The organism is Enterobacter sp. MGH119 (genome assembly GCF_001037675.1).
In the GTDB taxonomy this organism is placed as follows: domain Bacteria; phylum Pseudomonadota; class Gammaproteobacteria; order Enterobacterales; family Enterobacteriaceae; genus Enterobacter; species Enterobacter hormaechei_C.
This window is the reverse complement of the sequence record NZ_KQ089929.1, coordinates 1-24,476: the sequence shown is the minus strand read 5'-3', so window position 1 is coordinate 24,476 and position 24,476 is coordinate 1. Positions and strand designations below refer to the sequence as shown.

The following is a 24,476-nucleotide window of genomic DNA, read 5'->3' as shown; positions in this document are numbered from 1 at the left end:
GGTTACTGATCTTCGCCGTAACCGAGGCTGCGCAGCGCACGCTCATCATCGGCCCAGCCAGATTTCACTTTCACCCACAGTTCCAGGTGAACCGGTGCTTCAAACATGTCCTGCATGTCTTTACGGGCTTCGATTCCGATAGTTTTGATCTTGGCGCCTTTATTACCGATCACCATCTTCTTCTGCCCTTCACGCTCAACGAGGATCAGACCGTTAATATCGTAACCGCCGCGCTCGTTGCTCTGGAAACGCTCGATCTCCACCGTCACAGAGTACGGCAGTTCAGCGCCCAGGAAACGCATCAGCTTCTCACGGATGATTTCAGACGCCATAAAACGCTGAGAGCGATCGGTGATGTAGTCCTCAGGGAAGTGATGAGTCGCTTCCGGCAGATGCTTGCGCACGATGCCCGCGATGGTATCAACGTTCAGACCCGTCTCCGCAGACAGCGGGACGATGTCCAGGAAGTTCATCTGGCTGCCCAGCCATTGCAGGTGCGGCAGCAGATCGGCTTTTTCCTGCACATTGTCCACTTTATTGACCGCGAGGATCACCGGCGTTTTGCCGTCGCGCAGCTTGTTCAGGACCATTTCGTCGTCCGGCGTCCAGCGGGTGCCTTCCACAACGAAAATCACCAGCTCTACGTCGCCAATGGAGCTGCTCGCCGCCTTGTTCATCAGACGGTTGATGGCGCGCTTCTCTTCCATGTGCAGGCCCGGGGTATCGACGTAAATCGCCTGATACGCGCCTTCAGTATGGATACCGACGATGCGGTGACGCGTGGTCTGCGCCTTACGCGAGGTGATAGAAATCTTCTGCCCAAGCAGATTATTCAGCAGGGTGGATTTGCCAACGTTCGGACGTCCGACGATGGCAATAAATCCGCAATAGGTTTTGTCGATGCTCATTCCAGCTCCAGCATTTTTAACGCCTGTTCGGCGGCAGCCTGTTCAGCCTTACGACGACTTGAACCCGTGCCGACCACCGGTTCACTCAGGCCACTGACCTGGCAATGGATGGTAAATTCCTGATCGTGCGCTTCGCCACGTACCTGCACCACCAGATAGGATGGCAGCGGCAGATGACGACCCTGCAAATATTCTTGCAGACGCGTTTTAGGATCTTTTTGTTTATCGCCCGGGCTGATTTCGTCCAGGCGGGTCTGATACCAGTTCAGGATCAGCTTTTCTACGGTCTGGATATCGCTGTCCAGGAACACGCCACCGATCAATGCCTCGACCGTATCGGCAAGGATGGATTCACGACGGAAACCACCACTTTTCAGCTCACCTGGCCCCAGACGCAGACATTCACCCAGCTCAAACTCGCGTGCGATTTCAGCGAGGGTATTGCCGCGCACCAGCGTGGCGCGCATGCGGCTCATATCACCTTCGTCCACACGCGGAAAACGATGATAAAGCGCATTTGCAATCACGAAACTTAAAATAGAGTCGCCTAAAAACTCGAGACGCTCATTATGTTTGCTGCTGGCACTGCGATGGGTTAATGCCTGTTGCAACAACTCCTGATGATGAAAAGTGTAGCCCAGCTTCCGTTGAAGCCGATTAATTACGATGGGGTTCATGCGATACCAATAAATGAATGCGTCAAAAATGCAGCACACGAAACCGACCTGAGAAAACCAACGCGGTTTCGTGTGCCGTGGCACCCTTGCAGGGCCAACCTTAAACTTCGGGGGAATATTCTATACACAACGACAGGGGATGTCGTTAGTTCAAAGAGATTTATCGCTGAAATAATTCACGTAGCGGCGAATAAAAGCCGCTACGTGTTATTTTTGACGAAAATTAATGAATTCCGCCAATACGATTCAGGCGAACGCCGGTCGGCCACTCGCCTTCCTGCTTCTCAAAACTCATCCAGATAGCGGTTGCTTTACCGACCAGATTCGCTTCCGGCACAAAGCCCCAGTAACGGCTGTCCGCAGAGTTATCGCGGTTGTCACCCATCATGAAGTAGTGTCCCGGTGGCACAATCCAGGTCGCCAGCTGTTGGCCTGGCTGCTGGTAGTACATTGCCAGTTGATCCTGTGCGATTGGCACGGTCAGAATGCGGTGAGTGACATCGCCCAGCGTTTCTTTCCGTTCAACCAGACGAATACCGTTCTCTTTGGTTTCACCTTTGGGCACCTGGAAGAATCCGCTGGTCGCTTCACCGCCGTTACGGCGGGCAAAGGTCTGCACAAAATCACTTGGCTCAACGTTGGAGTAAGTGACTGGCAGCGCATTTTCACATGCAGTTCCAGAGCTACAGCCTGGCTGAATGGTCACCTCTTTCGCCACCGGATCGTAGGTTACTTTATCGCCCGGCAGACCTACCGCGCGTTTAATATAATCCAGCCGTGGATCTTCCGGATATTTAAACACCACGATGTCGCCACGTTTCGGATGACCCGTTTCGATCAGCGTTTTCTGGTAGATCGGATCTTTGATGCCATAGGCAAACTTCTCAACCAGAATGAAATCACCGATCAGCAGCGTTGGCATCATCGATCCTGACGGGATCTGGAACGGTTCATAGATAAAAGAACGCACCACCAGCACAATCGCCAGCACCGGGAATACCGATGCCCCTGTTTCCAGCCAGCCCGGTTTTGGGCCGACTTTTTTCAGGGTTTTCGCGTCCAGCGCATCGCCCGTGGCTGCCTGCGCGGCAGCCTGACGTTCACGGCGTTTTGGGGCGAAGATAAACTTATCCAGGCACCACAACAGACCTGTCACCAGGGTAGCGATGACCAGGATCAGGGCAAACATGTTCGCCATGCCAACTCCTTAAGGTTATTTACCGTTACCGTCTTTACCAACATGAAGGATGGCAAGGAATGCTTCCTGCGGCAGCTCAACGTTACCGACCTGCTTCATACGCTTCTTACCTTCTTTCTGCTTCTGCAACAGCTTTTTCTTACGGCTGACGTCGCCGCCATAGCACTTAGCCAGAACGTTTTTACGCAGCTGCTTCACGGTTGAACGGGCAATGATGTGGTTACCAATGGCCGCCTGAATCGCAATGTCAAACTGCTGACGCGGGATGAGATCTTTCATCTTCTCAACCAGCTCACGACCACGGTACGGTGCGTTATCGTTGTGGGTGATCAGCGCCAGGGCATCAACACGCTCGCCGTTGATCAGTACATCCACGCGAACCATGTTCGAGGCCTGGAAGCGTTTGAAGTTGTAGTCCAGCGACGCATAGCCACGGGAGGTAGACTTCAGACGGTCGAAGAAGTCGAGCACTACTTCCGCCATCGGAATTTCATAGGTCAGCGCCACCTGGTTACCGTGGTAAACCATGTTGGTCTGCACGCCACGCTTCTCAATACACAGGGTGATCACGTTGCCGAGGAACTCCTGCGGCAGCAGCATGTGACACTCTGCGATAGGCTCGCGCAGTTCCTGAATATTATTCAGCGGCGGGAGCTTGGACGGGCTGTCGACGTAGATCACCTCTTTCGACGTGGTTTCTACTTCGTAGACAACCGTCGGGGCGGTGGTGATCAGATCCAGATCGTATTCACGCTCCAGACGTTCCTGAATGATCTCCATGTGCAGCAGACCGAGGAAGCCACAGCGGAAGCCGAAGCCCAGCGCCGTTGAGCTTTCTGGCTCGTAGAACAGGGAGGCATCGTTGAGGCTCAGCTTTCCGAGCGCATCGCGGAAGTTTTCGTAATCGTCAGAGCTGACCGGGAACAGACCCGCATAAACCTGCGGTTTCACCTTTTTGAAGCCTGGCAGCGCTTTATCTGCCGGGTTACGTGCACCGGTCAGGGTATCACCCACCGGCGCGCCGAGGATGTCTTTAATGGCACAGACCAGCCAGCCCACTTCGCCGCATTTCAGCTCGGTACGGTCAACCTGTTTTGGCGTGAAGATGCCCAGACGGTCAGCGTTGTAGACCTGGCCGGTGCTCATGACCTTGATTTTGTCGCCTTTACGCATGGTGCCGTTTTTAATACGCACCAGCGAAACAACGCCGAGGTAGTTATCAAACCAGGAGTCGATGATCAGCGCCTGTAGCGGCGCATCCGGGTCACCTTCCGGCGGCGGAATATCACGCACCAGACGTTCCAGTACATCCGGAACACCGACGCCGGTTTTCGCCGAGCAGCGCACTGCATCGGTCGCATCAATACCGACGATGTCTTCAATCTCTTCCGCTACGCGCTCAGGATCGGCGGCTGGCAGGTCGATTTTATTCAGAACCGGCACCACTTCGAGATCCATTTCCATGGCGGTGTAGCAGTTTGCCAGCGTCTGAGCCTCTACGCCCTGCCCGGCATCCACCACCAGCAGCGCGCCTTCGCAGGCCGCCAGCGAGCGTGACACTTCATAAGAGAAGTCAACGTGCCCTGGGGTGTCGATAAAGTTCAGCTGATAGGTTTCACCATCGGAAGCTTTATAGTCGAGCGTCACGCTCTGCGCTTTGATGGTAATACCGCGTTCGCGTTCCAGGTCCATGGAGTCCAGAACCTGGGCTGCCATTTCACGATCAGACAGGCCACCGCAAATCTGGATAATACGGTCAGACAGCGTCGACTTACCGTGGTCAATGTGAGCAATGATCGAAAAGTTACGTATGTTCTTCATATAGTTAAATAATTATGCCTTACGAATTCCTGGAGGCCGCTGTTCTTAGCCTGACGTTTTTCAGTGCGAAAACGCAGCATTCTACACTACATCCTCGTCAGCTGGAACTGCACTTAGAGCCAGGTATAGCGCGAAGAGACGGCGTTTTCTTTATGGCGATGTAAATAATAATAAAGCCCGGCAGATCACCGGGCCTCAGAAGAGAGCGTCTCAACACGAAGTTGGTCGGGTGCCAGTGCAACGCTGAGGATGACAGGCTGCCACGCTTCCCGGGCGGCAAGCCTTGGGGAAACACCTTTAGCAAGCCAGAACCCGCCCACGCCGCCCAACGCGGCCCCGCACATGGCGGCCAAATCTGTGCCGAACAGCATCTGGAAAACCCCGCCCATCACGAACAGGCCTGCGAGCGGAGAAAGGTAAACCAGCATGGCGGAAGTGAGCAGGCTACCTTCAGCGATGCCGAGCTCCACTTTTTGCCCTGCCACCAGCGGCTGAGCGCTCGGCACAGTAATAGTGTGCGACGTTTGCGGCCCCAGCTTATTCAACACGCGGCTGCCGCAACCGGCTCGCGAAGCGCAACTGCTGCATGATGCTTTAACGTCACAGCTAACAAGCGCTACGCCATCCTGCCAGGATACGACCGTGGCCCACTCTTTAATCATTGCGCAGCCCTGAATTTAATGCTGTCTGAAATACGTTTTGCCGTTGGCGGCGGTAATTCACCGACAATGGTAATTTCCGCATTATCGCGCACCGTCGTGCTGACCGTCCGGCGACCGGTACGGAGCATCTGTTCGGAACTGTTCGCCGTAGCGCGATTGATATTCACCGAGAAGCTAAACAGCCCATCGGAATAGAGTCGCGACTCAACCGGAGTTTCGATAGTGGGCAGCTGGCGACGACTGCTGGAAACTTCGCTGAACCCTTGCGGGATCCAGGATGGTACCCAGTTAAAATTGACAGAATCGCCGGCAGGCACGGAAAGCAAAGGCGGCAGGCTGGCTTTGGCCAGATTCTGCATGCTGTTGCCGACCTGACTGTTTACGTCAAAGGAGATCACACGGAACTGCTCCAGCGTTTCACCGTCGCGATCGAGCAGATCAACGCGCATCGGCAGCTTCGTCTCTGCGTCAATCCAGACGATATAGCTGTAACGCGTCCCATCCCGCGCAACAACGCGGATCACTTCGCACAGCCTGTCGGCAATACGCGTTCGCCCCACCGAGATAAAATCATAGTAGGGGGCGAGACGTTTAAAATCGGTGTAAATGAGCGACGGCAGGGAGTCAACGATGTAGTCACCATTGAGCGTAAACGGCTCAAGGCCAGGCTCGAAATAGCTGATTTCGTTCCCACGCTGGACCACTTCCCGACGCGGGCCATCCATCTGTAAAAGCTGGGCGAGCGGCTGGTTATCAAGGCGGGCGTGGCGATAGCGTAACGATTCGACACCCTGCTTATTGATGCTGATAAATGCCAACTCGTAATTGAGTGACTGGCTGGCCAGATTCATTTGCTGCAACAACGCCCCGGATGAAACATCAGCCGAGGCGTTAGCAGAGAAGAACAGGCTACCCGCCATCAAAGACATGGCGAACCAAAGTTGCTTCATTACTGCGATTGCGTTCCTAAAGTTTGGTTTCCTGGCACCTGCACAGCAGCCTGCTGGGTTTGGGCCTGCTCAAACTGAAGCTGCTCGGAGTGCAGACGGCGCTGCAACTCGTAATCCTGCAACATCGCATTAATGCGACGGCGCTGCTCCTGTACCTGCTGTTGCTGTCCGCCGCTTGCGGAGGCATCTGCCGGTACGCCCAGGCTAACCGGGCTGGCTTTACCCATCATCGGCAGCGTATTAAACACTGGCGCTTCAGGTTGCTGATTGGCTTCAGACTGAGTGTTATAGTGCTGGACCCCAACGATAACTGCAAGCGATACGCACGCAGCGACCCCCATCTGGGTGAGCTGGCTGGCCCATGGACGCACCTTGTGCCAGAACGGCATTTTCTGCCACTGGTGAGGTGCAGGCTGCGCTTCAGGAATCAGCGGCGTGGTCTGATGAACAGGTTCGTTCTCAATGGCCGCCATAACGCGTGCTGAGATATCGAAATGGAGAACCTCACTGGTATCACCGCGCAGCGTGTCGCGGATAAGATGATAGCTCTCCCAGGTCTGTTGCATTTCGGGAGAATGAGACAACTCATTGAGTAGCTCATTATCCAGCGTTTCACCATCCATTAAAGCGGAAAGTTTTTCTTTCTGCATGCCTAATACCTTTTCCAGTATCCCGCTATCGTCAACGCCTGATAAGCGGTTGAACTTTATTATCAATGGCTTCTCGCGCACGGAAAATTCGTGAACGAACCGTGCCGACCGGACAATCCATGATGGCGGCTATCTCTTCATAGCTTAGGCCATCCAGCTCCCGTAACGTAATTGCCATGCGTAAATCTTCCGGGAGCGACTCGATCGTGCGAAAAACGATTTGTCTCAGTTCTTCTGACAACATTAAGTTCTCAGGGTTCGAAATTTCTTTCAGCGCGCCGCCACTTTCGAAGTTTTCTGCGTCGATAGCGTCAACATCACTTGAAGGCGGACGCCGGCCCTGAGCAACCAAATAATTCTTAGCCGTATTGACTGCAATACGATACAGCCAGGTATAAAAAGCACTATCCCCCCGGAATGAATCCAGCGCGCGATAGGCCTTAATAAAAGACTCTTGTACAACATCAGGAACATCGCCTGACGGTACATAGCGGGAAACCAGACTCGCTACCTTATGCTGGTAGCGCACCACCAGTAGGTTAAAAGCTTTCTGATCTCCCTTCTGGACCCGTTCAACCAGGACCTGGTCCGTTAACTGCTCGCTCATCCGAGGTAATGTCTCCCCAAACCAAATTCCACGCGTTATCGAAACGCCACTCTAACAACATTGCACTTTGAGCAAGCACCGAATTAGAGTGTCTGTTCTTCAATAAGTTCCGTAACGCCTTTGTTTTTGTTCATCGCGCCGCAGACCATTCATTTTCTCTCATTATAAGTCTGTTCACGATACGCACCCGCTTTCTGACAAGAATCATTAACTTTATCGTCAGAAGAGTAACGCAACACAGGCTTTATTTCACCACAAAATCTGAAGCTAACGATCTGCTTCGCAAAATATTTTCGGCCATTTAGCGCAGATTTATCTTCCGGGATTCCGTTTAGTCATTGCAACACACCTCAAAAAAAACGTGCGATATCTCGCATCGCAATGCTATTCTCCCCACACCATGTTTAGTAAATTAAACAAACATCATGAACACGACGCCTGAACTTCATTGTGATGTACTGATCATTGGCAGCGGTGCTGCCGGCCTCTCCCTCGCACTGCGCCTGGCGGAACATCAGAACGTAATCGTGCTGAGTAAAGGGCCGATGAGCGAAGGTTCCACCTTCTATGCACAAGGCGGTATTGCCGCGGTGTTTGATGAAACGGATAGCATTGCCTCGCACGTAGAAGACACCCTGATTGCCGGTGCCGGGATCGTGGATGAGCATGCCGCAGTGTTTGTCGCCAGCAATGCCCGCCACTGCGTGCAATGGCTTATCGATCAGGGCGTGCTGTTTGATACGCAGGTTCAGCCTAATGGTGAAGAGAGCTATCACCTGACCCGTGAAGGCGGGCACAGCCACCGCCGTATTCTGCACGCTGCTGATGCAACCGGAAAAGCGGTTGAAACCACGCTGGTCAGCAAAGCCCTCAGCCATCCCAATATTCGGGTACTGGAGCGCAGCAACGCCGTCGACCTGATTATTTCCGATAAAATTGGCCTGCCCGGCACGCGCCGTGTTGTCGGCGCATGGGTGTGGAATCGGAATAAAGAGAAGGTGGAAACCTGCCAGGCAAAAGCCGTTGTGCTGGCCACCGGCGGCGCCTCCAAGGTTTACCAGTACACGACTAACCCGGATATCGCCTCCGGAGACGGTATCGCCATGGCCTGGCGCGCAGGTTGCCGCGTGGCGAATCTGGAGTTTAACCAGTTCCATCCTACCGCCCTGTTCCACCCGCAGGCGCGTAACTTCCTGTTAACTGAAGCGTTGCGTGGCGAAGGCGCGTATCTGAAGCGTCCGGACGGTTCCAGGTTTATGCCGGACTTCGACCCCCGAGGTGAACTGGCACCGCGGGATATCGTGGCCCGCGCCATTGACCACGAGATGAAGCGGCTTGGCGTGGACTGTATGTATCTGGACATTAGCCATAAACCGGCAGACTTTATTCGCCAGCACTTCCCGATGATTTATGAAAAGCTGCTGAGTCTGGGTATTGATCTAACCCGCGATCCGGTGCCGATTGTACCTGCCGCCCACTATACCTGTGGCGGGGTGATGGTTGACGATCATGGTCGTACCGACGTGGATGGTTTGTATGCGATCGGCGAGGTCAGCTATACCGGCCTGCATGGTGCGAATCGCATGGCCTCAAACTCGCTGCTGGAGTGTCTGGTGTATGGGTGGTCGGCTGCGGAAGATATTACCAAACGCATGCCCTATGCACGTCCGACAACACACCTGCCGGCATGGGATGAAAGTCGGGTAGAGAACCCGGATGAACTGGTGGTTATCCAGCATAACTGGCACGAGCTGCGGCTTTTCATGTGGGATTATGTCGGGATTGTACGTACAACGAAGCGTCTGGAACGCGCGTTACGCCGCATCATGATGTTGCAGCAGGAAATCGATGAATATTACGCCAACTTCCGCGTTTCCAATAATCTGCTGGAGCTGCGCAACCTTGTGCAGGTTGCCGAGCTGATTGTGCGCTGTGCAATGATGCGCAAAGAGAGCCGTGGCCTGCATTATACGCTGGACTATCCCGAACCGCTTGAAACGTCCGGGCCGTCGGTGTTGACGCCGCAGGTTCACATAAACAGATAAAAGGCCTGGGTCAGAGCTGTGTAATCTTCGGAATAACGCTGGTCTGGCCCACGAATGACCATCCTGTCGATAAAGCACTCGCCCTCTTTCGGCGAGAGTGCCAGCAACACGCGGTGCGGTAAGCGTCCTTCCGTATCCGAAATATCGGTACGAAGACGCAGATTCCAGCCGATCTCATGTGCGATCTCAATGAAGGTATTACCCGTGCTTACAGGCAAGACCACGCAGAAAAATCCCTCTTCCGAGATGAGCTCCGCCGCACTGGTCAGTAGCGCCTTGTGATCGAGCGAGCCGGTGTAACGTGCCTGCTCGCGTTCCGGCGTGCCACATTCCACGCCTGGCGTGAAATATGGCGGATTGCTGACAATCAAATCGTAACGCGCGGTCTGCTCCGGCGCCCAGGTCAGGACATCGGCGCATTCTACCCTGATGCGTTCTGCCCACGGAGAGTCGGCAGCGTTTTCACTTGCCTGCCGGGCCGCCTGAGGATCAAGCTCAACGGCATCGATCGTGACGTGTTCTTCCGTTCGCTGCGCCAGCATCAGCGCCTGAAGTCCGCTGCCCGTACCAATATCCAGAATGCGTTTTACACCTGCGACAGGAGCCCATGCCCCCAGTAAAATACCGTCTGTACCGACTTTCATCGCACAACGATCGTGCGCCACAAAAAACTGTTTAAACGTAAAACCATCGCGGCGCAACTGCGCTTTGAGTTGAGACATGTCAGGGCAACCTTCTGAGTGAAACTGGAGTAGCATAGGGGAAAGCGAAGTGGTCGAAAAGCGATATCCATACAAACAGATGAAGATTACAGCCGTAACGTCTATAATCAGCGCCCCACACAGAGGTAGAACATGACTGTAACGACTTTTTCCGAACTTGAACTCGATGAAAGCCTGCTCAATGCCCTTGAGAGCAAAGGCTTTACACGCCCGACCGCCATTCAGGCCGCGGCCATTCCGCCTGCGCTTGAGGGCCGCGATGTGCTCGGTTCTGCGCCAACCGGCACGGGGAAGACAGCAGCCTACTTGCTGCCTGTGTTGCAGCATTTGCTCGACTTTCCGCGTAAAAAATCAGGCCCGCCGCGCATTTTGATCCTGACCCCGACCCGTGAACTGGCGATGCAGGTTGCCGAACACGCGCGTGAGCTGGCGGCGAACACCCATCTGGATATCGCGACCATCACCGGCGGCGTAGCGTATATGAACCACGCCGAAGTGTTCAGCGAAAACCAGGATATCGTTGTCGCGACGACAGGCCGTCTGCTGCAATACATAAAAGAAGAGAACTTCGACTGCCGCGCAGTGGAAACGCTGATTCTCGATGAAGCTGACCGCATGCTGGACATGGGCTTTGCCCAGGACATCGAACACATCGCGGGTGAAACGCGCTGGCGTAACCAGACAATGCTGTTCTCGGCAACCCTTGAAGGGGATGCCATTAAAGATTTCGCCGAACGTCTGCTGGAAGATCCGGTGGAAGTGTCCGCTACGCCATCGACCCGTGAGCGTAAGAAGATCCACCAGTGGTACTACCGCGCAGATAACCTTGAGCATAAGGTTGAGTTGTTGAAACACCTGCTGAAGCAGGAAGAGGCAACCCGTACCATCGTATTCGTACGCAAACGTGAGCGCGTGCATGAACTGGCAGAAATGCTGCGCAATGCCGGTATCAACAACTGCTATCTCGAAGGTGAAATGGCGCAGGTTAAGCGTACCGAAGGGATTAAGCGCCTGACCGATGGCCGCGTGAATGTGCTGGTTGCCACCGACGTTGCCGCGCGCGGGATCGACATCCCGGACGTGAGCCACGTGATCAACTTTGATATGCCGCGCAGCGGTGATACTTACCTGCACCGTATTGGTCGTACCGGCCGTGCGGGCCGCAAAGGTATTGCTATCTCTCTGGTAGAAGCGCACGACCATTTGCTGCTACAGAAAATTGGCCGCTACGTTGAGGAGCCGCTGAAAGCTCGCGTGATTGACGGACTTCGTCCGACCACACGTGCGCCGAGTGAAAAAATGACGGGTAAACCGTCCAAGAAAGCGCTCGCGAAACGTGCTGAGAGAAAAGAGAAAGAAAAAGAGAAGCCGCGCGTTAAACAGCGCCACCGCGATACCAAAAATATTGGTAAGCGCCGTAAGCCAAGCTCTGCTGCGTCAGAGACAAAAACGGAAGAGTAAAAAAAGCCGGGACATTCCCGGCTTTTTTATTCCACCCCCAAAGCTGAAACCTTACAGGCTTTCAGTAAAGGTACGCGCGATAACGTCGCGCTGCTGTTCCGGGGTCAGAGAGTTGAAACGCACCGCATAGCCAGACACACGGATGGTCAGCTGCGGGTATTTTTCCGGGTGCTCAACGGCATCCATCAGCGTTTCGCGACGCAGGACGTTAACGTTCAGGTGCTGACCACCTTCCACGCGTACTTCTGGCTGCACTTGCACTGGAATTTCACGGTATTCAATTTCGCCCAGTTTGCTCACCGGAACGATTTCGTCTTCCGCAAAACCTGCTTTCGCTACTACACAGCGCGCTTCGTTTTTCTCGCTGTCCAGCAGCCAGAAAGAGTTCAGCAGATCGTCATTTGCAGCTTTAGTAATCTGGATACCTGTAATCATGTGTTGCCTCCCTTAGGCTACATTAACTGATGCTGGCCTTTTGCGGCCAATTGGTAAAACCATTGTTTGTTGTGTGTATATATAACATTCAGTCCCGGGTGATTTATTGATTTAAATCAACAAAACCACCAACCACACAAAGAGTGTGGTCTGTATTTTTTGTTTTAGATCAATTTTAAAGGTTTACCAATTCAACTTATCCTGCCTGGTTTTCAACATAAATTGAGTCACTTAGCCTGCTTTTCCGCGGGTAATTTTGCTCGTTGGGGTTTAACAGGTAAGCTAGACACAGAATGAGATTCGCAGGAGAGCGAGATGACAACACCTTTAACCTGGCATGACGTGCTGGCTGAAGAGAAGCAGCAGCCCTATTTTATAAATACCCTCAGTACCGTTGCGGCTGAACGGCAGGCCGGCCAGACAATTTATCCGCCGCAGAAAGATGTGTTTAACGCCTTCCGCTACACCGAACTGAGCGATGTAAAGGTGGTTATCCTGGGGCAGGATCCATACCACGGCCCCGGGCAGGCTCACGGACTGGCATTTTCCGTACGTCCGGGCGTGGCCATCCCCCCTTCTCTGTTGAATATGTATAAAGAGCTGGAAGGAACGATTCCGGGTTTCACCCGCCCTAATCACGGTTATCTGGAAAGCTGGGCGCGCCAGGGCGTGCTGTTGCTGAATACCGTATTAACTGTCCGGGCGGGTCAGGCACACTCCCACGCCAGTCTGGGATGGGAAACCTTTACCGATAAGGTTATCAGCCTGATCAATGAGCATCGTGAAGGCGTCGTGTTTTTACTCTGGGGTTCGCATGCCCAAAAGAAAGGGGCGATTATCGATCGTCAGCGTCATCACGTGCTGAAGGCGCCGCACCCGTCGCCGCTGTCTGCGCATCGTGGTTTCTTTGGCAGTAATCATTTTGTTCTGACGAATGAGTGGCTGGAAAAGCGTGGCGAAAAGCCGATTGACTGGATGCCTGTGTTACCGGCAGAGAGCGAGTAGGGTTTGAATGTGCCGGGTCAGGCCCGGCACATAAAAGGCTTATGCCTTGTTCTGACGCCACCATTCCGCCAGCAGCACGCCGGTCGCAACGGATACGTTCAGGCTTTCAACGTTGCCAGTGCCGTCGATAGAGACGCTCAGGTCAGCGCTGGAGAGTGCCGCATCAGACAGACCATCGCGCTCCTGACCTAACACCAGCACCATTTTGCGCGGCAACGTCGCTTTAAACAACGGCGTAGCGGCACGGCTTGAGGTGGTGACAATGGTGTAGCCCGCTTTACGGAATTGCTCCAGGGCTTCCAGCACGCTGTCGCCGGTGATCGGCTGAACGTGCTCTGCACCACCTTCCGCGGTACGAATCGCCGCACCGGATTCCAGCAGCGCGGCATCCTGCAACAGAACGCCTTTCACGCCAAAGTGCGCGCAGCTACGCATCATAGCGCCCAGGTTATGCGGGTTACCCACATCTTCCAGCGCCAGTACGCAGTCATCGGCATCCGCCTGGCTAACCCACTGCTGCACGGTAGTGCCGTTACGTTTTTTGATCAGGAAGCAGACGCCGCCGTGGTGTTCTGTACCGGACGCTTTTGTCAGCTCGGCATCGTCAACCACGTGGTAGGCTTTGCGGTTCGCCGCCATCCAGCGCAGCGCTTCTTTAAAGCGCGGGGTCACGCTCTGGATAAACCATGCACGAACGATACACTCCGGGCGGCTCTGGAACAGGGCCTGACAGGCGTTCTCACCGTAGACACGGGTCTCTTCCGCACGCTGACGACGCAGCACTTCCGGATCGATAAAGCTTTTTCCGCTGATACCGCCGTGATCGGCTTTTTCGGTCGTCTCTTCACCGGGCGCGCGAGAAACGGTACGCCATGGCGATCCACCGTCGCGGACAAAATCATCGCGTTTGCGATCGTCACGCTTACGGTCATCACGTTTGCGGTCATCGCCGCGGTTATTTCTGTCATCGCGGGCGGGGCGACGGCCACCGTCTGCACGAGAAGACGCCGGACGCCCGCCACCTTTTCCGGTACGCGGATTTTGGGTGCGTTTATCAGAGTCATCATCACTGCGGACATACATCACTTTGACCTTGCCGCTTTTGTTTTTCATTTCGTCGTTCATGCTTTTCTCCACCAGCGCTGCGCGAAGCGCGCAGATTACCCGATGTGCAAGCTCATAGCCATAATTTCGTACAAAAGCCTGTGACTATTGTTCCCATTGAATAAAACGCGTTGTCGTTTCATACAGGCTCACTGATAATATGTAACATATCAGAAACATTATCGGCGTTCTGCCGTTGTTCCACGGCTCTATCAGAGGTTAGTTATGAATACCGTATGTGCCAACTGTCAGGCTTTAAACCGCATTCCGGACGATCGGATGGATGACGGTGCGAAATGCGGGCGTTGTGGCCACGAATTATTTGATGGCGATGTCATTAACGCGACGGGTGCTACGCTGGACAAACTCCTCAAGGACGATCTGCCTGTTGTGGTCGATTTCTGGGCACCGTGGTGCGGCCCCTGCCGTAACTTTGCGCCCATCTTCGAAGACGTAGCTGAAGAGCGCAGCGGGAAAATGCGTTTTGTCAAAGTGAATACCGAAGCGGAACGTGAACTCAGCGCCCGTTTTCGCATTCGCAGCATTCCAACCATTATGATTTTCAAAAATGGTGAAGTGATCGACATGCTCAATGGTGCAGTACCAAAAGCGCCTTTCGACAGCTGGTTAAACGAATCCCTGTAACATTCGCGGGGCATATCTTGTGCCCCGTTCTCTCCTCTGCGAAAATGGGGTTTTTCCTGCCTTTTCGCCCATGACTGATAACGCTGTACTTCAATTACGCGCCGAGCGCCTTGCGCGCGCCACCCGCCCTTTTCTGGCCCGAGGCAATCGTATTCGCCGCTGCCAGCGCTGCCTTTTACCGCTGAAAGTGTGTCTGTGCGAAACGCTTGCGCCGAGCGAGGCGAAAAGCCGCTTTTGTCTGGTCATGTTCGATACCGAACCGATGAAGCCCAGCAACACAGGGCGTTTGATCGCCGATATTCTACCCAACACCGCAGCGTTTCAGTGGTCGCGCACTGAGCCACCTCAGGCTCTGCTCGACCTGGTGGCAAGCCCGGACTATCAGCCCATGGTCGTTTTCCCGGCATCATATGCAGGCGAACAACGTCAGGTACTTACGGCGCCACCATCCGGTAAGCCGCCGCTGTTTATTATGCTCGACGGCACCTGGACCGAAGCAAGAAAGATGTTTCGCAAAAGCCCTTATCTTGATGCGCTGCCGGTGATTTCCGTCGATCTGTCGCGTGTTTCGGCCTATCGCTTGCGTGAAGCGCATGCCGACGGTCAATATTGCACCGCTGAAGTCGCCATAGCGCTACTGGATCTGGCGGGCGATACCCAGGCGGCCGGCGCGCTGGGCAGTCACTTCTCCTGCTTCCGCGAACGTTATCTTGCGGGAAAAACCGTTCATAAGGGTAGTGTCACAGCAACTGAGGCAGAAAGCGTTTAAAATCATCAGGTCGCTTGCATTCACAGGAGGCCTGCATGAGCCAGAGAGGGTTAGAAGCGCTACTCCGTCCGAAATCCATTGCCGTTATTGGCGCCTCGATGAAACCGGACCGCGCAGGGTATCTGATGATGCGCAATCTGCTGGCTGGCGGATTTAACGGCCCGGTCATGCCCGTTACGCCCGCTTATAAGGCGGTACAGGGGGTGCTGGCGTGGCCGGACGTGCAAAGTTTACCGTTTGTTCCCGACCTCGCCGTGCTCTGTACGCATGCGAAACGAAACCTCGAATTGCTTGAGTCGCTCGGTCAGAAAGGCTGTAAAACCTGCATTATTCTTTCCTCGCCTCCTGAACAGCAGCCCGAACTGCTGGCCTGCGCCAGCCGCTACCAGATGCGCATTCTTGGTCCAAATAGCCTCGGTCTGCTTGCGCCCTGGCAAGGGCTGAATGCCAGTTTTTCCCCGGTTCCGATCCGTAAAGGCAAACTGGCCTTTATTTCGCAGTCGGCTGCGGTATCCAATACCATCCTCGACTGGGCGCAGCAGCGTGAGATGGGCTTTTCCTATTTCATTGCCCTCGGCGACAGCCTGGACATTGACGTCGATGAGCTGTTGGATTTCCTGGCGCGTGACAGCAAAACCAGCGCTATCCTGCTCTACCTTGAACACCTGAGCGACGCCCGTCGTTTTGTGTCGGCGTCGCGTAGCGCATCACGTAATAAACCGATTCTGGTCATCAAAAGCGGACGCAGCCCCGCGGCTCAGCGCCTGCTACATTCCCGTTCCGGGATGGATCCCGCATGGGATGCAGCGATCCAGCGCGCCGGTTTACTGCGGGTACAGGATACGCACGAGCTTTTTTCCGCCGTCGAAACGTTAAGCCACATGCGCCCCCTGCGCGGTGAAAAGCTGATGATTGTCAGCAACGGTGCAGCTCCCGCCGCCCTGGCGCTGGACGAGCTCTGGCTACGCAACGGCAAGCTGGCCACGCTGGGTGAAGAGACGCTCCAGCGCCTGCGGGATGCGTTACCGGGAAGCGTTGTTCCCGATAATCCCCTCGATTTGCGCGATGATGCCAGCAGCGATCGTTACATTAAGGCGATCACGATTTTGCTGGATAGCCAGGACTTTGATGCGCTGATGATTATCCATTCGCCCAGCGCGGTTGCGCCAGGCAGCGAAAGTGCGCGTGCGCTGATTGAGGCGGTCCGAAACCATCCCCGCGGTAAATACGTTACCCTGCTGACCAACTGGTGCGGCGAATTCTCCTCGCAGGAGGCACGGCGTCTGTTTAGTGAAGCCGGGTTGCCAACCTACCGTACCCCAGAGGGCACCATTACCGCGTTTATGCATATGGTTGAATACCGCCGCAACCAGAAGCAGCTGCGTGAAACGCCTGCCCTGCCGGGCAATCTCACCGCAAATTCGGTGGATGTGCACAGGCTTTTGCAGCAGGCCATCGAAGAGGGCGCCACTTCTCTTGATACACATGAGGTACAACCCATTCTTGGCAGTTATGGAATGCAAACCCTGCCCACCTGGATTGCCGGCGACAGCGCTGAGGCGGTACATATTGCTGAGCAGATTGGTTATCCGGTCGCGCTGAAGCTGCGCTCTCCCGATATTCCGCACAAATCGGATGTGCAGGGCGTCATGCTGTATCTGCGCACCGCGACAGAAGTACAACAGGCCGCGGATGCCATTATCGATCGCGTAAAAATGACGTGGCCACAGGCCAGGATCCACGGCCTGCTGGTGCAGAGCATGGCCAACCGTGCAGGTGCGCAGGAGCTGCGCGTGGTTGTCGAACACGATCCGGTTTTTGGTCCGCTCATTATGCTGGGTGAAGGCGGCGTTGAGTGGCGGCCAGAAGAACAGGCGGTTGTCGCGCTTCCCCCTCTGAACATGAACCTGGCGCGTTATTTAATTATTCAGGCCATCAAAAGCAAAAAAATCCGCGGGAGAAGCGCTCTGCGGCCGCTTGATATCGCCGGGTTAAGCCAGTTTCTGGTGAAGGTCTCCAACCTCATTGTTGACTGTGCGGAGATCCAGCGCCTGGATATTCACCCCCTTCTTGCCTCCGGAAATGAATTTACCGCCCTGGACGTGACGCTGGATATTGCGCCCTATATCGGTGACCCGGAAAGCCGTCTCGCCATTCGTCCTTATCCTCTTCATCTGGAAGAGTGGGTGGAGATGAAAAATGGGGAGCGGGCGCTGTTTCGCCCTATCCTGCCGGAAGACGAGCCGCTGCTGCGGGCGTTCATATCGCAGGTGACGAAGGAAGATTTGTACTATCGCTATTTCAGCGAAATCAATGAATTTACCCACGACGATTTAGCCAATATGACCCAGATCGACTACGATCGAGAAATGGCGATTGTGGCGGTCCGCCGTTCCGGAGCGGGAGAGGAGATCCTCGGCGTGACGCGCGCTATTTCCGACCCGGATAACGTGGATGCGGAGTTTGCCGTACTGGTGCGTTCCGATCTTAAGGGTTTGGGGTTGGGCAGACGGCTGCTCGAAAAACTTATTGGTTATACGCGCGCTCACGGATTGTCACGCCTGAATGGCATTACTATGCCAAACAATCGGGGTATGGTGACCCTGGCGCGGAAGCTCGGTTTTGACGTTGATATCCAGCTGGATGAAGGCATTGTCTCTCTGTCCCTCAGCCTGACTTCGACGGATAAACAAGAGTAAGCTGCTGGAAATGTTACCCACTTTTACCGGCACTGGGGTATCATTGTCCGCTTATGTTGTTTGCCTGGTACAGACAACCCTTCAATGAACAGAGAAGAAACGCACTGTGATGTTGTCAAAATTTAAGCGTAATAAACATCAACAACACCTTGCTCAACTACCGAAGATTTCTCAGTCAGTTGATGATGTAGAGTTCTTTTATGCTCCCGCTCATTTCCGGGAGACGCTTCTTGAAAAGATTGCCAGCGCTACGCGACGTATTTGCATTGTGGCGCTCTATCTTGAACAAGATGAAGGTGGGCGTGCGATCCTGAACGCGCTCTATGAAGCGAAACGTCAGCGTCCGGAACTGGATGTTCGCGTGCTGGTTGACTGGCACCGTGCTCAGCGTGGCCGTATTGGTGCGGCTGCCTCGAATACCAATGCTGACTGGTATTGCCGCACGGCCCAGGAAAATCCGGGTATTGATATCCCGGTGTATGGCGTACCGGTGAATACCCGTGAAGCGCTTGGCGTTCTTCATTTTAAAGGATTTATCATTGATGACAGCGTCCTTTATAGCGGCGCCAGCCTGAATGATGTGTATCTCCATCAGCTCGGTAAATACCGCTACGATCGCTACCATCTGATCCGCAATCCGCAGATGGCTGACATCATGTTCAACTGGGTTGATAAAAACCTGGTTCATGGTCGGGGTGTGCACCGTCTTGACGATCCTCATCGTCCGAAAAGCCCGGAAATCAAAAACGACGTTCGCTCCTTCCGCCAGGAACTGCGCGATGCGGTTTATCGTTTTCAGGGTGATGCCAGTAATGAAGAACTGTCCGTTACGCCCCTGGTAGGCCTGGGGAAATCCAGCCTGCTGAACAAGACCATCTTTCATTTGATGCCGTGCGCTGAACATAAGCTCACCATCTGCACCCCTTACTTTAACCTTCCCGCCGTTCTGGTGCGTAATATCATTCAGCTGCTGCGTGATGGTAAAAAGGTGGAAATCATTGTCGGGGATAAAACGGCAAATGACTTTTTCATTCCGGAGGATCAGCCTTTCAAGATCATCGGCGCACTGCCTTATCTCTATGAGATTAACCTGCGCCGCTTCCTGAGCCGTTTACAGTACTATGTGAACACGGACCAGCTGGTTGTGCGTCTCTGGAAAGATGAAGACAACAGCTATCACCTCAAAGGGATGTGGGTGGATGACGAGTGGATGCTGCTGACCGGTAATAACCTGAACCCACGCGCCTGGCGTCTGGATCTGGAAAACGCCATCCTTATTCATGATCCTCAGCATGCGTTAGCCGCGAAACGCGATCGTGAGCTGGAGCTTATACGCACGCATACCACCGTGGTTCGTCATTATCGCGATCTGCAAAGCATCGCTGATTATCCGGTGAAAGTTCGCAAGCTGATTCGCCGTCTACGTCGAATCCGTATCGACCGCCTCATCAGCCGCATTCTGTAAACACGGGCCCTGTCATCGACGGGGCTTTTTTTATGGAGTCTGTTAATGCGTACGCCTTTCCTGATAATCCCTCTTTTCCTGACCGGTTGCAGCCATATGGCTAATGATAACTGGTCGGGTCAGGATAAAGCTCAACACTTTCTGGCGTCTGCAATGTTGTCCGCTGCGGGTAATGAGTATGCGCTGCACCAGGGGTATAGCCGGGATCGAAGTGCCACAATGGGCCTGATGTTCTCCATCAGCCTGGGGGCATCAAAAGAACTTTGGGATAGCCGCCCCTCGGGAAGCGGCTGGAGCTGGAAAGATTTTGCCTGGGACGTAGCCGGGGCAACAACCGGCTACGCCGTCTGGCAGATGGCGCATTATTAAAGGCGGATCCCTTTTCCTTTACGATGCAGCATCAGGGAGACAATAAACGCCAGCGCCCCCATGATGGTGACATACCAGAAGAAGGTCGTTTCACTGCCCCATGACTTTAGGGATAGCGCGACATATTCTGCTGATCCGCCAAACAGGGCGTTAGCGACCGCATAAGAGAGGCCTACGCCCAGCGCCCTCACCTGTGCGGGAAACATTTCCGCTTTCAAAATGCCACTGATTGCCGTGTAAAAACTAATAATAATAAGTGCCACCATAATCAAAGCGAAAGCGGCATACGGAGAGGTTGTATGCTGTAGCGCCGTCAAAAGCGGAACAGTCCCCAGGGTGAGCATGCCACCAAAGATCAGCATGGAGGTGCGGCGACCTATTTTGTCCGACAGCGCGCCAACAATCGGCTGGATGAGCATAAAGACCAGTAACGCCACCGTCATGACGACACTCGCAACGTTAGCATGCATGCCCGTCGTGTTGACCAGATATTTTTGCATATAGGTGGTGAAGGTATAGAAGCTTAGCGAGCCTGCGGCGGTAAAGCCTAGTACCATCAAAAATGCTTTGCGGTTACGCCACAGCCCTTTCATCGAACCGGCTTCTTTCAGCGCCCTGACCTCCTGTTGGGAGGTTTCATCAAGCTGACGGCGTAACCACAGCGCCACAACCGCCAGGGCGGCCCCCAGGGCAAACGGTATGCGCCAGCCCCAGGCGCGTAAATCTTCATCGCTAAGGATTTGTTGAAGGATCACCACAACCAGTAACGCCAGTAGCTGTCCGCCAATGAGGGTTACATACTGGAATGATGCATAGAAACCTTTGCGCCCTTCAACAGCCACTTCGCTCATGTATGTCGCGCTGGTGCCGTATTCGCCACCCACTGACAGCCCCTGGAACAGACGTGCCAGCAACAGCAACGCCGGTGCCCATGTTCCGATAGTGTCATATCCGGGAAGGCAGGCAATCACCAGCGAGCCGACGCACATCATGCATACGGAGATGAGCATGGATGTCTTGCGCCCTTTCCTGTCCGCGATCCTGCCGAACAGCCATCCGCCAATGGGACGCATCAGGAACCCGGCGGCAAAAACGCCTGCGGTTTGCAGAAGCTGCGTTGTGGTGTTCCCTGATGGGAAAAAGATATGCGCAAAGTAGAGTGAACAGAATGAATAGACGTAAAAATCAAACCACTCTACAAGGTTCCCCGATGAGGCTCCAACAATTGCCCAAACCCGACGGCGAGTATCCTTGCCTGCTAAATTTGTGTTATCCGTATCTGCACTGGCTACGGTTTCTGTCATTTTAAAATCCCCTGTCTCACATTGCGGGCCATTGCCCACAAACAGTAAAACCGGATTTAAAACGAATCGTTAGGTAAATAAAATGTTTCCAATATGTTTCATTGGATTTTGTGAACTCGATCAGGTATCGAATTATTAGCGGACGTAGTAATTATCCCCACGCTTGCTGGTGAGCCTTTTTTCGCTGCAAATAATCTTCATCGGCACGAATTTTATCCCACCACGTTTTGAATACCGCAGCGGCCTCTGCTTTTACTGGATCGTGATCGAGGGGTTTGACCTGGCGCTTCTCATCATACTTTTTTCCGCCTTTATGATTGGCGTATCGCCGGGCACGGGTGTATCCCATCTGTATGAATTTACGCGCCATATCCATACCTACAAAATCGTTATTCCTGCGGTACTCTTCAAAGAGGGCGTAGATCTCTTCTGCCGAACGCGCTGCGACTTCAGCATTTCTATAACGCCAGTGTGGAAGGATTTCGCTTTTATAAGGCTCGACCATCAATACGCCCTGCTCACCCCGGCCCACCTGATACCGTTCGGGATGTTCGCGAAAATTAATATTGGCAAAATCTTGTTGATAATCAAAGGGACGAGTCAAAGCGGCACCATTGTTAAAATTGTTTTAACAATTGTAGGCCGGATAAGGGGAAGCCGCCATCCGGCATGTTTTCCGCGCCCAAAGCAAAAAACCCCGTACCTTACGGTACGGGGTTTTTCTTGTTTGATGCCTGGCAGTTCCCTACTCTCACATGGGGAGACCCCACACTACCATCGGCGCTACGGCGTTTCACTTCTGAGTTCGGCATGGGGTCAGGTGGGACCACCGCGCTAAAGCCGCCAGGCAAATTCTGTTTAATCTGTATCAGGCTGAAAATCGTGTCTGTCTCTTCGCCAAAACACCTTCGGCGTTGTAAGGTTAAGCCTCACGGTTCATTAGTATCGGTTAGCTCAACGCATCGCTGCGCTTACACACCCGACCTATCAACGTCGTCGTCTTCAACGTTCCTTCAGGAGACTCAAGGTCTCAGGGAGAACTCATCTCGGGGCAAGTTTCGTGCTTAGATGCTTTCAGCACTTATCTCTTCCGCATTTAGCTACCGGGCAGTGCCATTGGCATGACAACCCGAACACCAGTGATGCGTCCACTCCGGTCCTCTCGTACTAGGAGCAGCCCCCCTCAATTCTCCAGCGCCCACGGCAGATAGGGACCGAACTGTCTCACGACGTTCTAAACCCAGCTCGCGTACCACTTTAAATGGCGAACAGCCATACCCTTGGGACCTACTTCAGCCCCAGGATGTGATGAGCCGACATCGAGGTGCCAAACACCGCCGTCGATATGAACTCTTGGGCGGTATCAGCCTGTTATCCCCGGAGTACCTTTTATCCGTTGAGCGATGGCCCTTCCATTCAGAACCACCGGATCACTATGACCTGCTTTCGCACCTGCTCGCGCCGTCACGCTCGCAGTCAAGCTGGCTTATGCCATTGCACTAACCTCCTGATGTCCGACCAGGATTAGCCAACCTTCGTGCTCCTCCGTTACTCTTTGGGAGGAGACCGCCCCAGTCAAACTACCCACCAGACACTGTCCGCAACCCGGATCACGGGTCTACGTTAGAACACCAGCCATTAAAGGGTGGTATTTCAAGGACGGCTCCACGCAGACTGGCGTCCACGCTTCAAAGCCTCCCACCTATCCTACACATCAAGGACCAGTGTTCAGTGTCAAGCTATAGTAAAGGTTCACGGGGTCTTTCCGTCTTGCCGCGGGTACACTGCATCTTCACAGCGAGTTCAATTTCACTGAGTCTCGGGTGGAGACAGCCTGGCCATCATTACGCCATTCGTGCAGGTCGGAACTTACCCGACAAGGAATTTCGCTACCTTAGGACCGTTATAGTTACGGCCGCCGTTTACCGGGGCTTCGATCAAGAGCTTCGCGTTGCCGCTAACCCCATCAATTAACCTTCCGGCACCGGGCAGGCGTCACACCGTATACGTCCACTTTCGTGTTTGCACAGTGCTGTGTTTTTAATAAACAGTTGCAGCCAGCTGGTATCTTCGACTGATTTCAGCTCCGCCCGCAGGGGCTTCACCTACATATCAGCGTGCCTTCTCCCGAAGTTACGGCACCATTTTGCCTAGTTCCTTCACCCGAGTTCTCTCAAGCGCCTTGGTATTCTCTACCTGACCACCTGTGTCGGTTTGGGGTACGATTTCGTGTTACCTGATGCTTAGAGGCTTTTCCTGGAAGCAGGGCATTTATCACTTCAGCACCGTAGTGCCTCGTCATCACACCTCAGCGTTAACAAGGTACCGGATTTACCTGGAACCTCCGCCTACATGCTTAAACCGGGACAACCGTCGCCCGGCTGACATAGCCTTCTCCGTCCCCCCTTCGCAGTAACACCAAGTACAGGAATATTAACCTGTTTCCCATCGACTACGCCTTTCGGCCTCGCCTTAGGGGTCGACTCACCCTGCCCCGATTAACGTTGGACAGGAACCCTTGGTCTTCCGGCGAGCGGGCTTTTCACCCGCTTTATCGTTACTTATGTCAGCATTCGCACTTCTGATACCTCCAGCATGCCTCACAGCACACCTTCAACGGCTTACAGAACGCTCCCCTACCCAACAACACATAAGTGTCGCTGCCGCAGCTTCGGTGCATGGTTTAGCCCCGTTACATCTTCCGCGCAGGCCGACTCGACCAGTGAGCTATTACGCTTTCTTTAAATGATGGCTGCTTCTAAGCCAACATCCTGGCTGTCTGTGCCTTCCCACATCGTTTCCCACTTAACCATGACTTTGGGACCTTAGCTGGCGGTCTGGGTTGTTTCCCTCTTCACGACGGACGTTAGCACCCGCCGTGTGTCTCCCGTGATAACATTCTTCGGTATTCGTAGTTTGCATCGGGTTGGTAAGCCGGGATGGCCCCCTAGCCGAAACAGTGCTCTACCCCCGAAGATGA

21 protein-coding genes and 2 rRNA genes are annotated in these 24,476 nt (G+C 54.0%); 8 read left to right on the top strand and 15 right to left on the bottom strand.

The window, feature by feature from the left end:
- Positions 1–2: 2 nt before the first annotated feature.
- From era to rpoE, 8 genes are all read right to left on the bottom strand, one after another.
- Positions 3–908 (bottom strand): GTPase Era, encoded by a 906-nt coding sequence (gene era, locus SK53_RS00115; protein WP_003860709.1) that lies wholly within the window; start codon positions 906–908, stop codon positions 3–5.
- A complete protein-coding gene (gene rnc / locus SK53_RS00110; protein WP_003860711.1) occupies positions 905–1,585 on the bottom strand; it encodes a ribonuclease III in 681 nt (226 codons plus the stop codon). The genes era and rnc overlap by 4 nt, the downstream gene beginning before the upstream one ends.
- Before the next feature lie 223 nt (positions 1,586–1,808).
- The gene (gene lepB, locus SK53_RS00105; protein WP_003860712.1) at positions 1,809–2,783 is read right to left on the bottom strand and encodes a signal peptidase I; all 975 of its coding nucleotides are present in this window, start codon (positions 2,781–2,783) and stop codon (positions 1,809–1,811) included.
- A gap of 15 nt (positions 2,784–2,798) precedes the next feature.
- Positions 2,799–4,604 carry a translation elongation factor 4 gene (gene lepA / locus SK53_RS00100; RefSeq protein ID WP_003860714.1) on the bottom strand — a complete coding sequence of 602 codons (1,806 nt, stop codon included), beginning with the start codon at positions 4,602–4,604 and terminating at the stop codon, positions 2,799–2,801.
- Between the two features lie 185 nt (positions 4,605–4,789).
- A complete protein-coding gene (rseC, locus tag SK53_RS00095) occupies positions 4,790–5,266 on the bottom strand; it encodes a SoxR-reducing system protein RseC (RefSeq protein WP_003860716.1) in 477 nt (158 codons plus the stop codon).
- Entirely contained in the window at positions 5,263–6,216 is a 954-nt protein-coding gene (rseB, locus tag SK53_RS00090) for a sigma-E factor regulatory protein RseB (RefSeq protein ID WP_003860717.1), read from the bottom strand. Before rseB ends, rseC begins: the two co-directional genes overlap by 4 nt.
- Entirely contained in the window at positions 6,216–6,866 is a 651-nt protein-coding gene (gene rseA / locus SK53_RS00085; protein WP_006811610.1) for an anti-sigma-E factor RseA, read from the bottom strand. Before rseA ends, rseB begins: the two co-directional genes overlap by 1 nt.
- Before the next feature lie 31 nt (positions 6,867–6,897).
- Positions 6,898–7,473, bottom strand: a complete 576-nt coding sequence (gene rpoE / locus SK53_RS00080) for an RNA polymerase sigma factor RpoE (protein ID WP_006176728.1) — start codon at positions 7,471–7,473, stop codon at positions 6,898–6,900.
- 425 nt (positions 7,474–7,898) lie between these two features.
- On the opposite strand from rpoE, the gene nadB reads away from it, so the two are divergent.
- Positions 7,899–9,518, top strand: coding sequence for an L-aspartate oxidase (nadB, locus tag SK53_RS00075; RefSeq protein WP_048208224.1), 1,620 nt, complete (start codon positions 7,899–7,901; stop codon positions 9,516–9,518).
- Here the strand turns inward: nadB and SK53_RS00070 are convergent.
- Positions 9,503–10,240: a tRNA(1)(Val) (adenine(37)-N(6))-methyltransferase TrmN gene (locus SK53_RS00070; RefSeq protein ID WP_032665848.1), complete on the bottom strand. Its 738-nt coding sequence runs from the start codon at positions 10,238–10,240 to the stop codon at positions 9,503–9,505. The genes nadB and SK53_RS00070 overlap by 16 nt on opposite strands.
- 132 nt (positions 10,241–10,372) lie before the next feature.
- Here SK53_RS00070 and srmB point away from each other — a divergent pair, with 132 nt between their 5' ends.
- Complete coding sequence (gene srmB, locus SK53_RS00065; RefSeq protein WP_003860725.1) at positions 10,373–11,701, top strand: ATP-dependent RNA helicase SrmB; 1,329 nt, start codon at positions 10,373–10,375, stop codon at positions 11,699–11,701.
- A gap of 51 nt (positions 11,702–11,752) precedes the next feature.
- On the opposite strand, the gene grcA is transcribed toward srmB, so the two are convergent.
- Positions 11,753–12,136 (bottom strand): autonomous glycyl radical cofactor GrcA, encoded by a 384-nt coding sequence (gene grcA, locus SK53_RS00060; protein WP_048208221.1) that lies wholly within the window; start codon positions 12,134–12,136, stop codon positions 11,753–11,755.
- Positions 12,137–12,451: 315 nt separating this feature from the next.
- Between grcA and ung the strand changes: the two genes are divergently transcribed.
- On the top strand, positions 12,452–13,141 hold the full coding sequence (gene ung / locus SK53_RS00055; RefSeq protein WP_003860729.1) for a uracil-DNA glycosylase: 690 nt from the start codon (positions 12,452–12,454) through the stop codon (positions 13,139–13,141).
- A 39-nt stretch (positions 13,142–13,180) separates the two neighbouring features.
- On the opposite strand, the gene SK53_RS00050 is transcribed toward ung, so the two are convergent.
- Entirely contained in the window at positions 13,181–14,266 is a 1,086-nt protein-coding gene (locus SK53_RS00050) for a tRNA/rRNA methyltransferase (RefSeq protein WP_022651671.1), read from the bottom strand.
- A gap of 204 nt (positions 14,267–14,470) precedes the next feature.
- Here SK53_RS00050 and trxC point away from each other — a divergent pair, with 204 nt between their 5' ends.
- The 5 genes from trxC (at position 14,471) to SK53_RS00025 (ending at position 20,192) form a co-directional block, all read left to right on the top strand.
- Entirely contained in the window at positions 14,471–14,890 is a 420-nt protein-coding gene (trxC, locus tag SK53_RS00045) for a thioredoxin TrxC (protein ID WP_003860733.1), read from the top strand.
- 70 nt (positions 14,891–14,960) lie between these two features.
- Positions 14,961–15,659, top strand: a complete 699-nt coding sequence (gene tapT / locus SK53_RS00040) for a tRNA-uridine aminocarboxypropyltransferase (RefSeq protein WP_003860734.1) — start codon at positions 14,961–14,963, stop codon at positions 15,657–15,659.
- 35 nt (positions 15,660–15,694) lie between these two features.
- Positions 15,695–18,358, top strand: a complete 2,664-nt coding sequence (gene pat / locus SK53_RS00035; RefSeq protein ID WP_003860736.1) for a bifunctional acetate--CoA ligase family protein/GNAT family N-acetyltransferase — start codon at positions 15,695–15,697, stop codon at positions 18,356–18,358.
- A gap of 109 nt (positions 18,359–18,467) precedes the next feature.
- Positions 18,468–19,823, top strand: coding sequence for a CDP-diacylglycerol--serine O-phosphatidyltransferase (pssA, locus tag SK53_RS00030; protein WP_023314682.1), 1,356 nt, complete (start codon positions 18,468–18,470; stop codon positions 19,821–19,823).
- Between the two features lie 45 nt (positions 19,824–19,868).
- Positions 19,869–20,192 carry a YfiM family lipoprotein gene (locus SK53_RS00025; RefSeq protein WP_003860739.1) on the top strand — a complete coding sequence of 108 codons (324 nt, stop codon included), beginning with the start codon at positions 19,869–19,871 and terminating at the stop codon, positions 20,190–20,192.
- Here the strand turns inward: SK53_RS00025 and SK53_RS00020 are convergent.
- The 4 genes from SK53_RS00020 to SK53_RS00005 form a co-directional block, all read right to left on the bottom strand.
- Positions 20,189–21,496, bottom strand: coding sequence for an MFS family transporter (locus SK53_RS00020; protein WP_048208219.1), 1,308 nt, complete (start codon positions 21,494–21,496; stop codon positions 20,189–20,191). The two genes, SK53_RS00025 and SK53_RS00020, sit on opposite strands and share 4 nt — an antisense overlap.
- 151 nt (positions 21,497–21,647) lie before the next feature.
- On the bottom strand, positions 21,648–22,100 hold the full coding sequence (locus tag SK53_RS00015; protein ID WP_048208216.1) for a DUF4385 domain-containing protein: 453 nt from the start codon (positions 22,098–22,100) through the stop codon (positions 21,648–21,650).
- A 128-nt stretch (positions 22,101–22,228) separates the two neighbouring features.
- A 5S ribosomal RNA gene (gene rrf, locus SK53_RS00010) occupies positions 22,229–22,344 on the bottom strand.
- Positions 22,345–22,414: 70 nt separating this feature from the next.
- A 23S ribosomal RNA gene (locus SK53_RS00005) occupies positions 22,415–24,476 on the bottom strand; the annotation flags it as partial.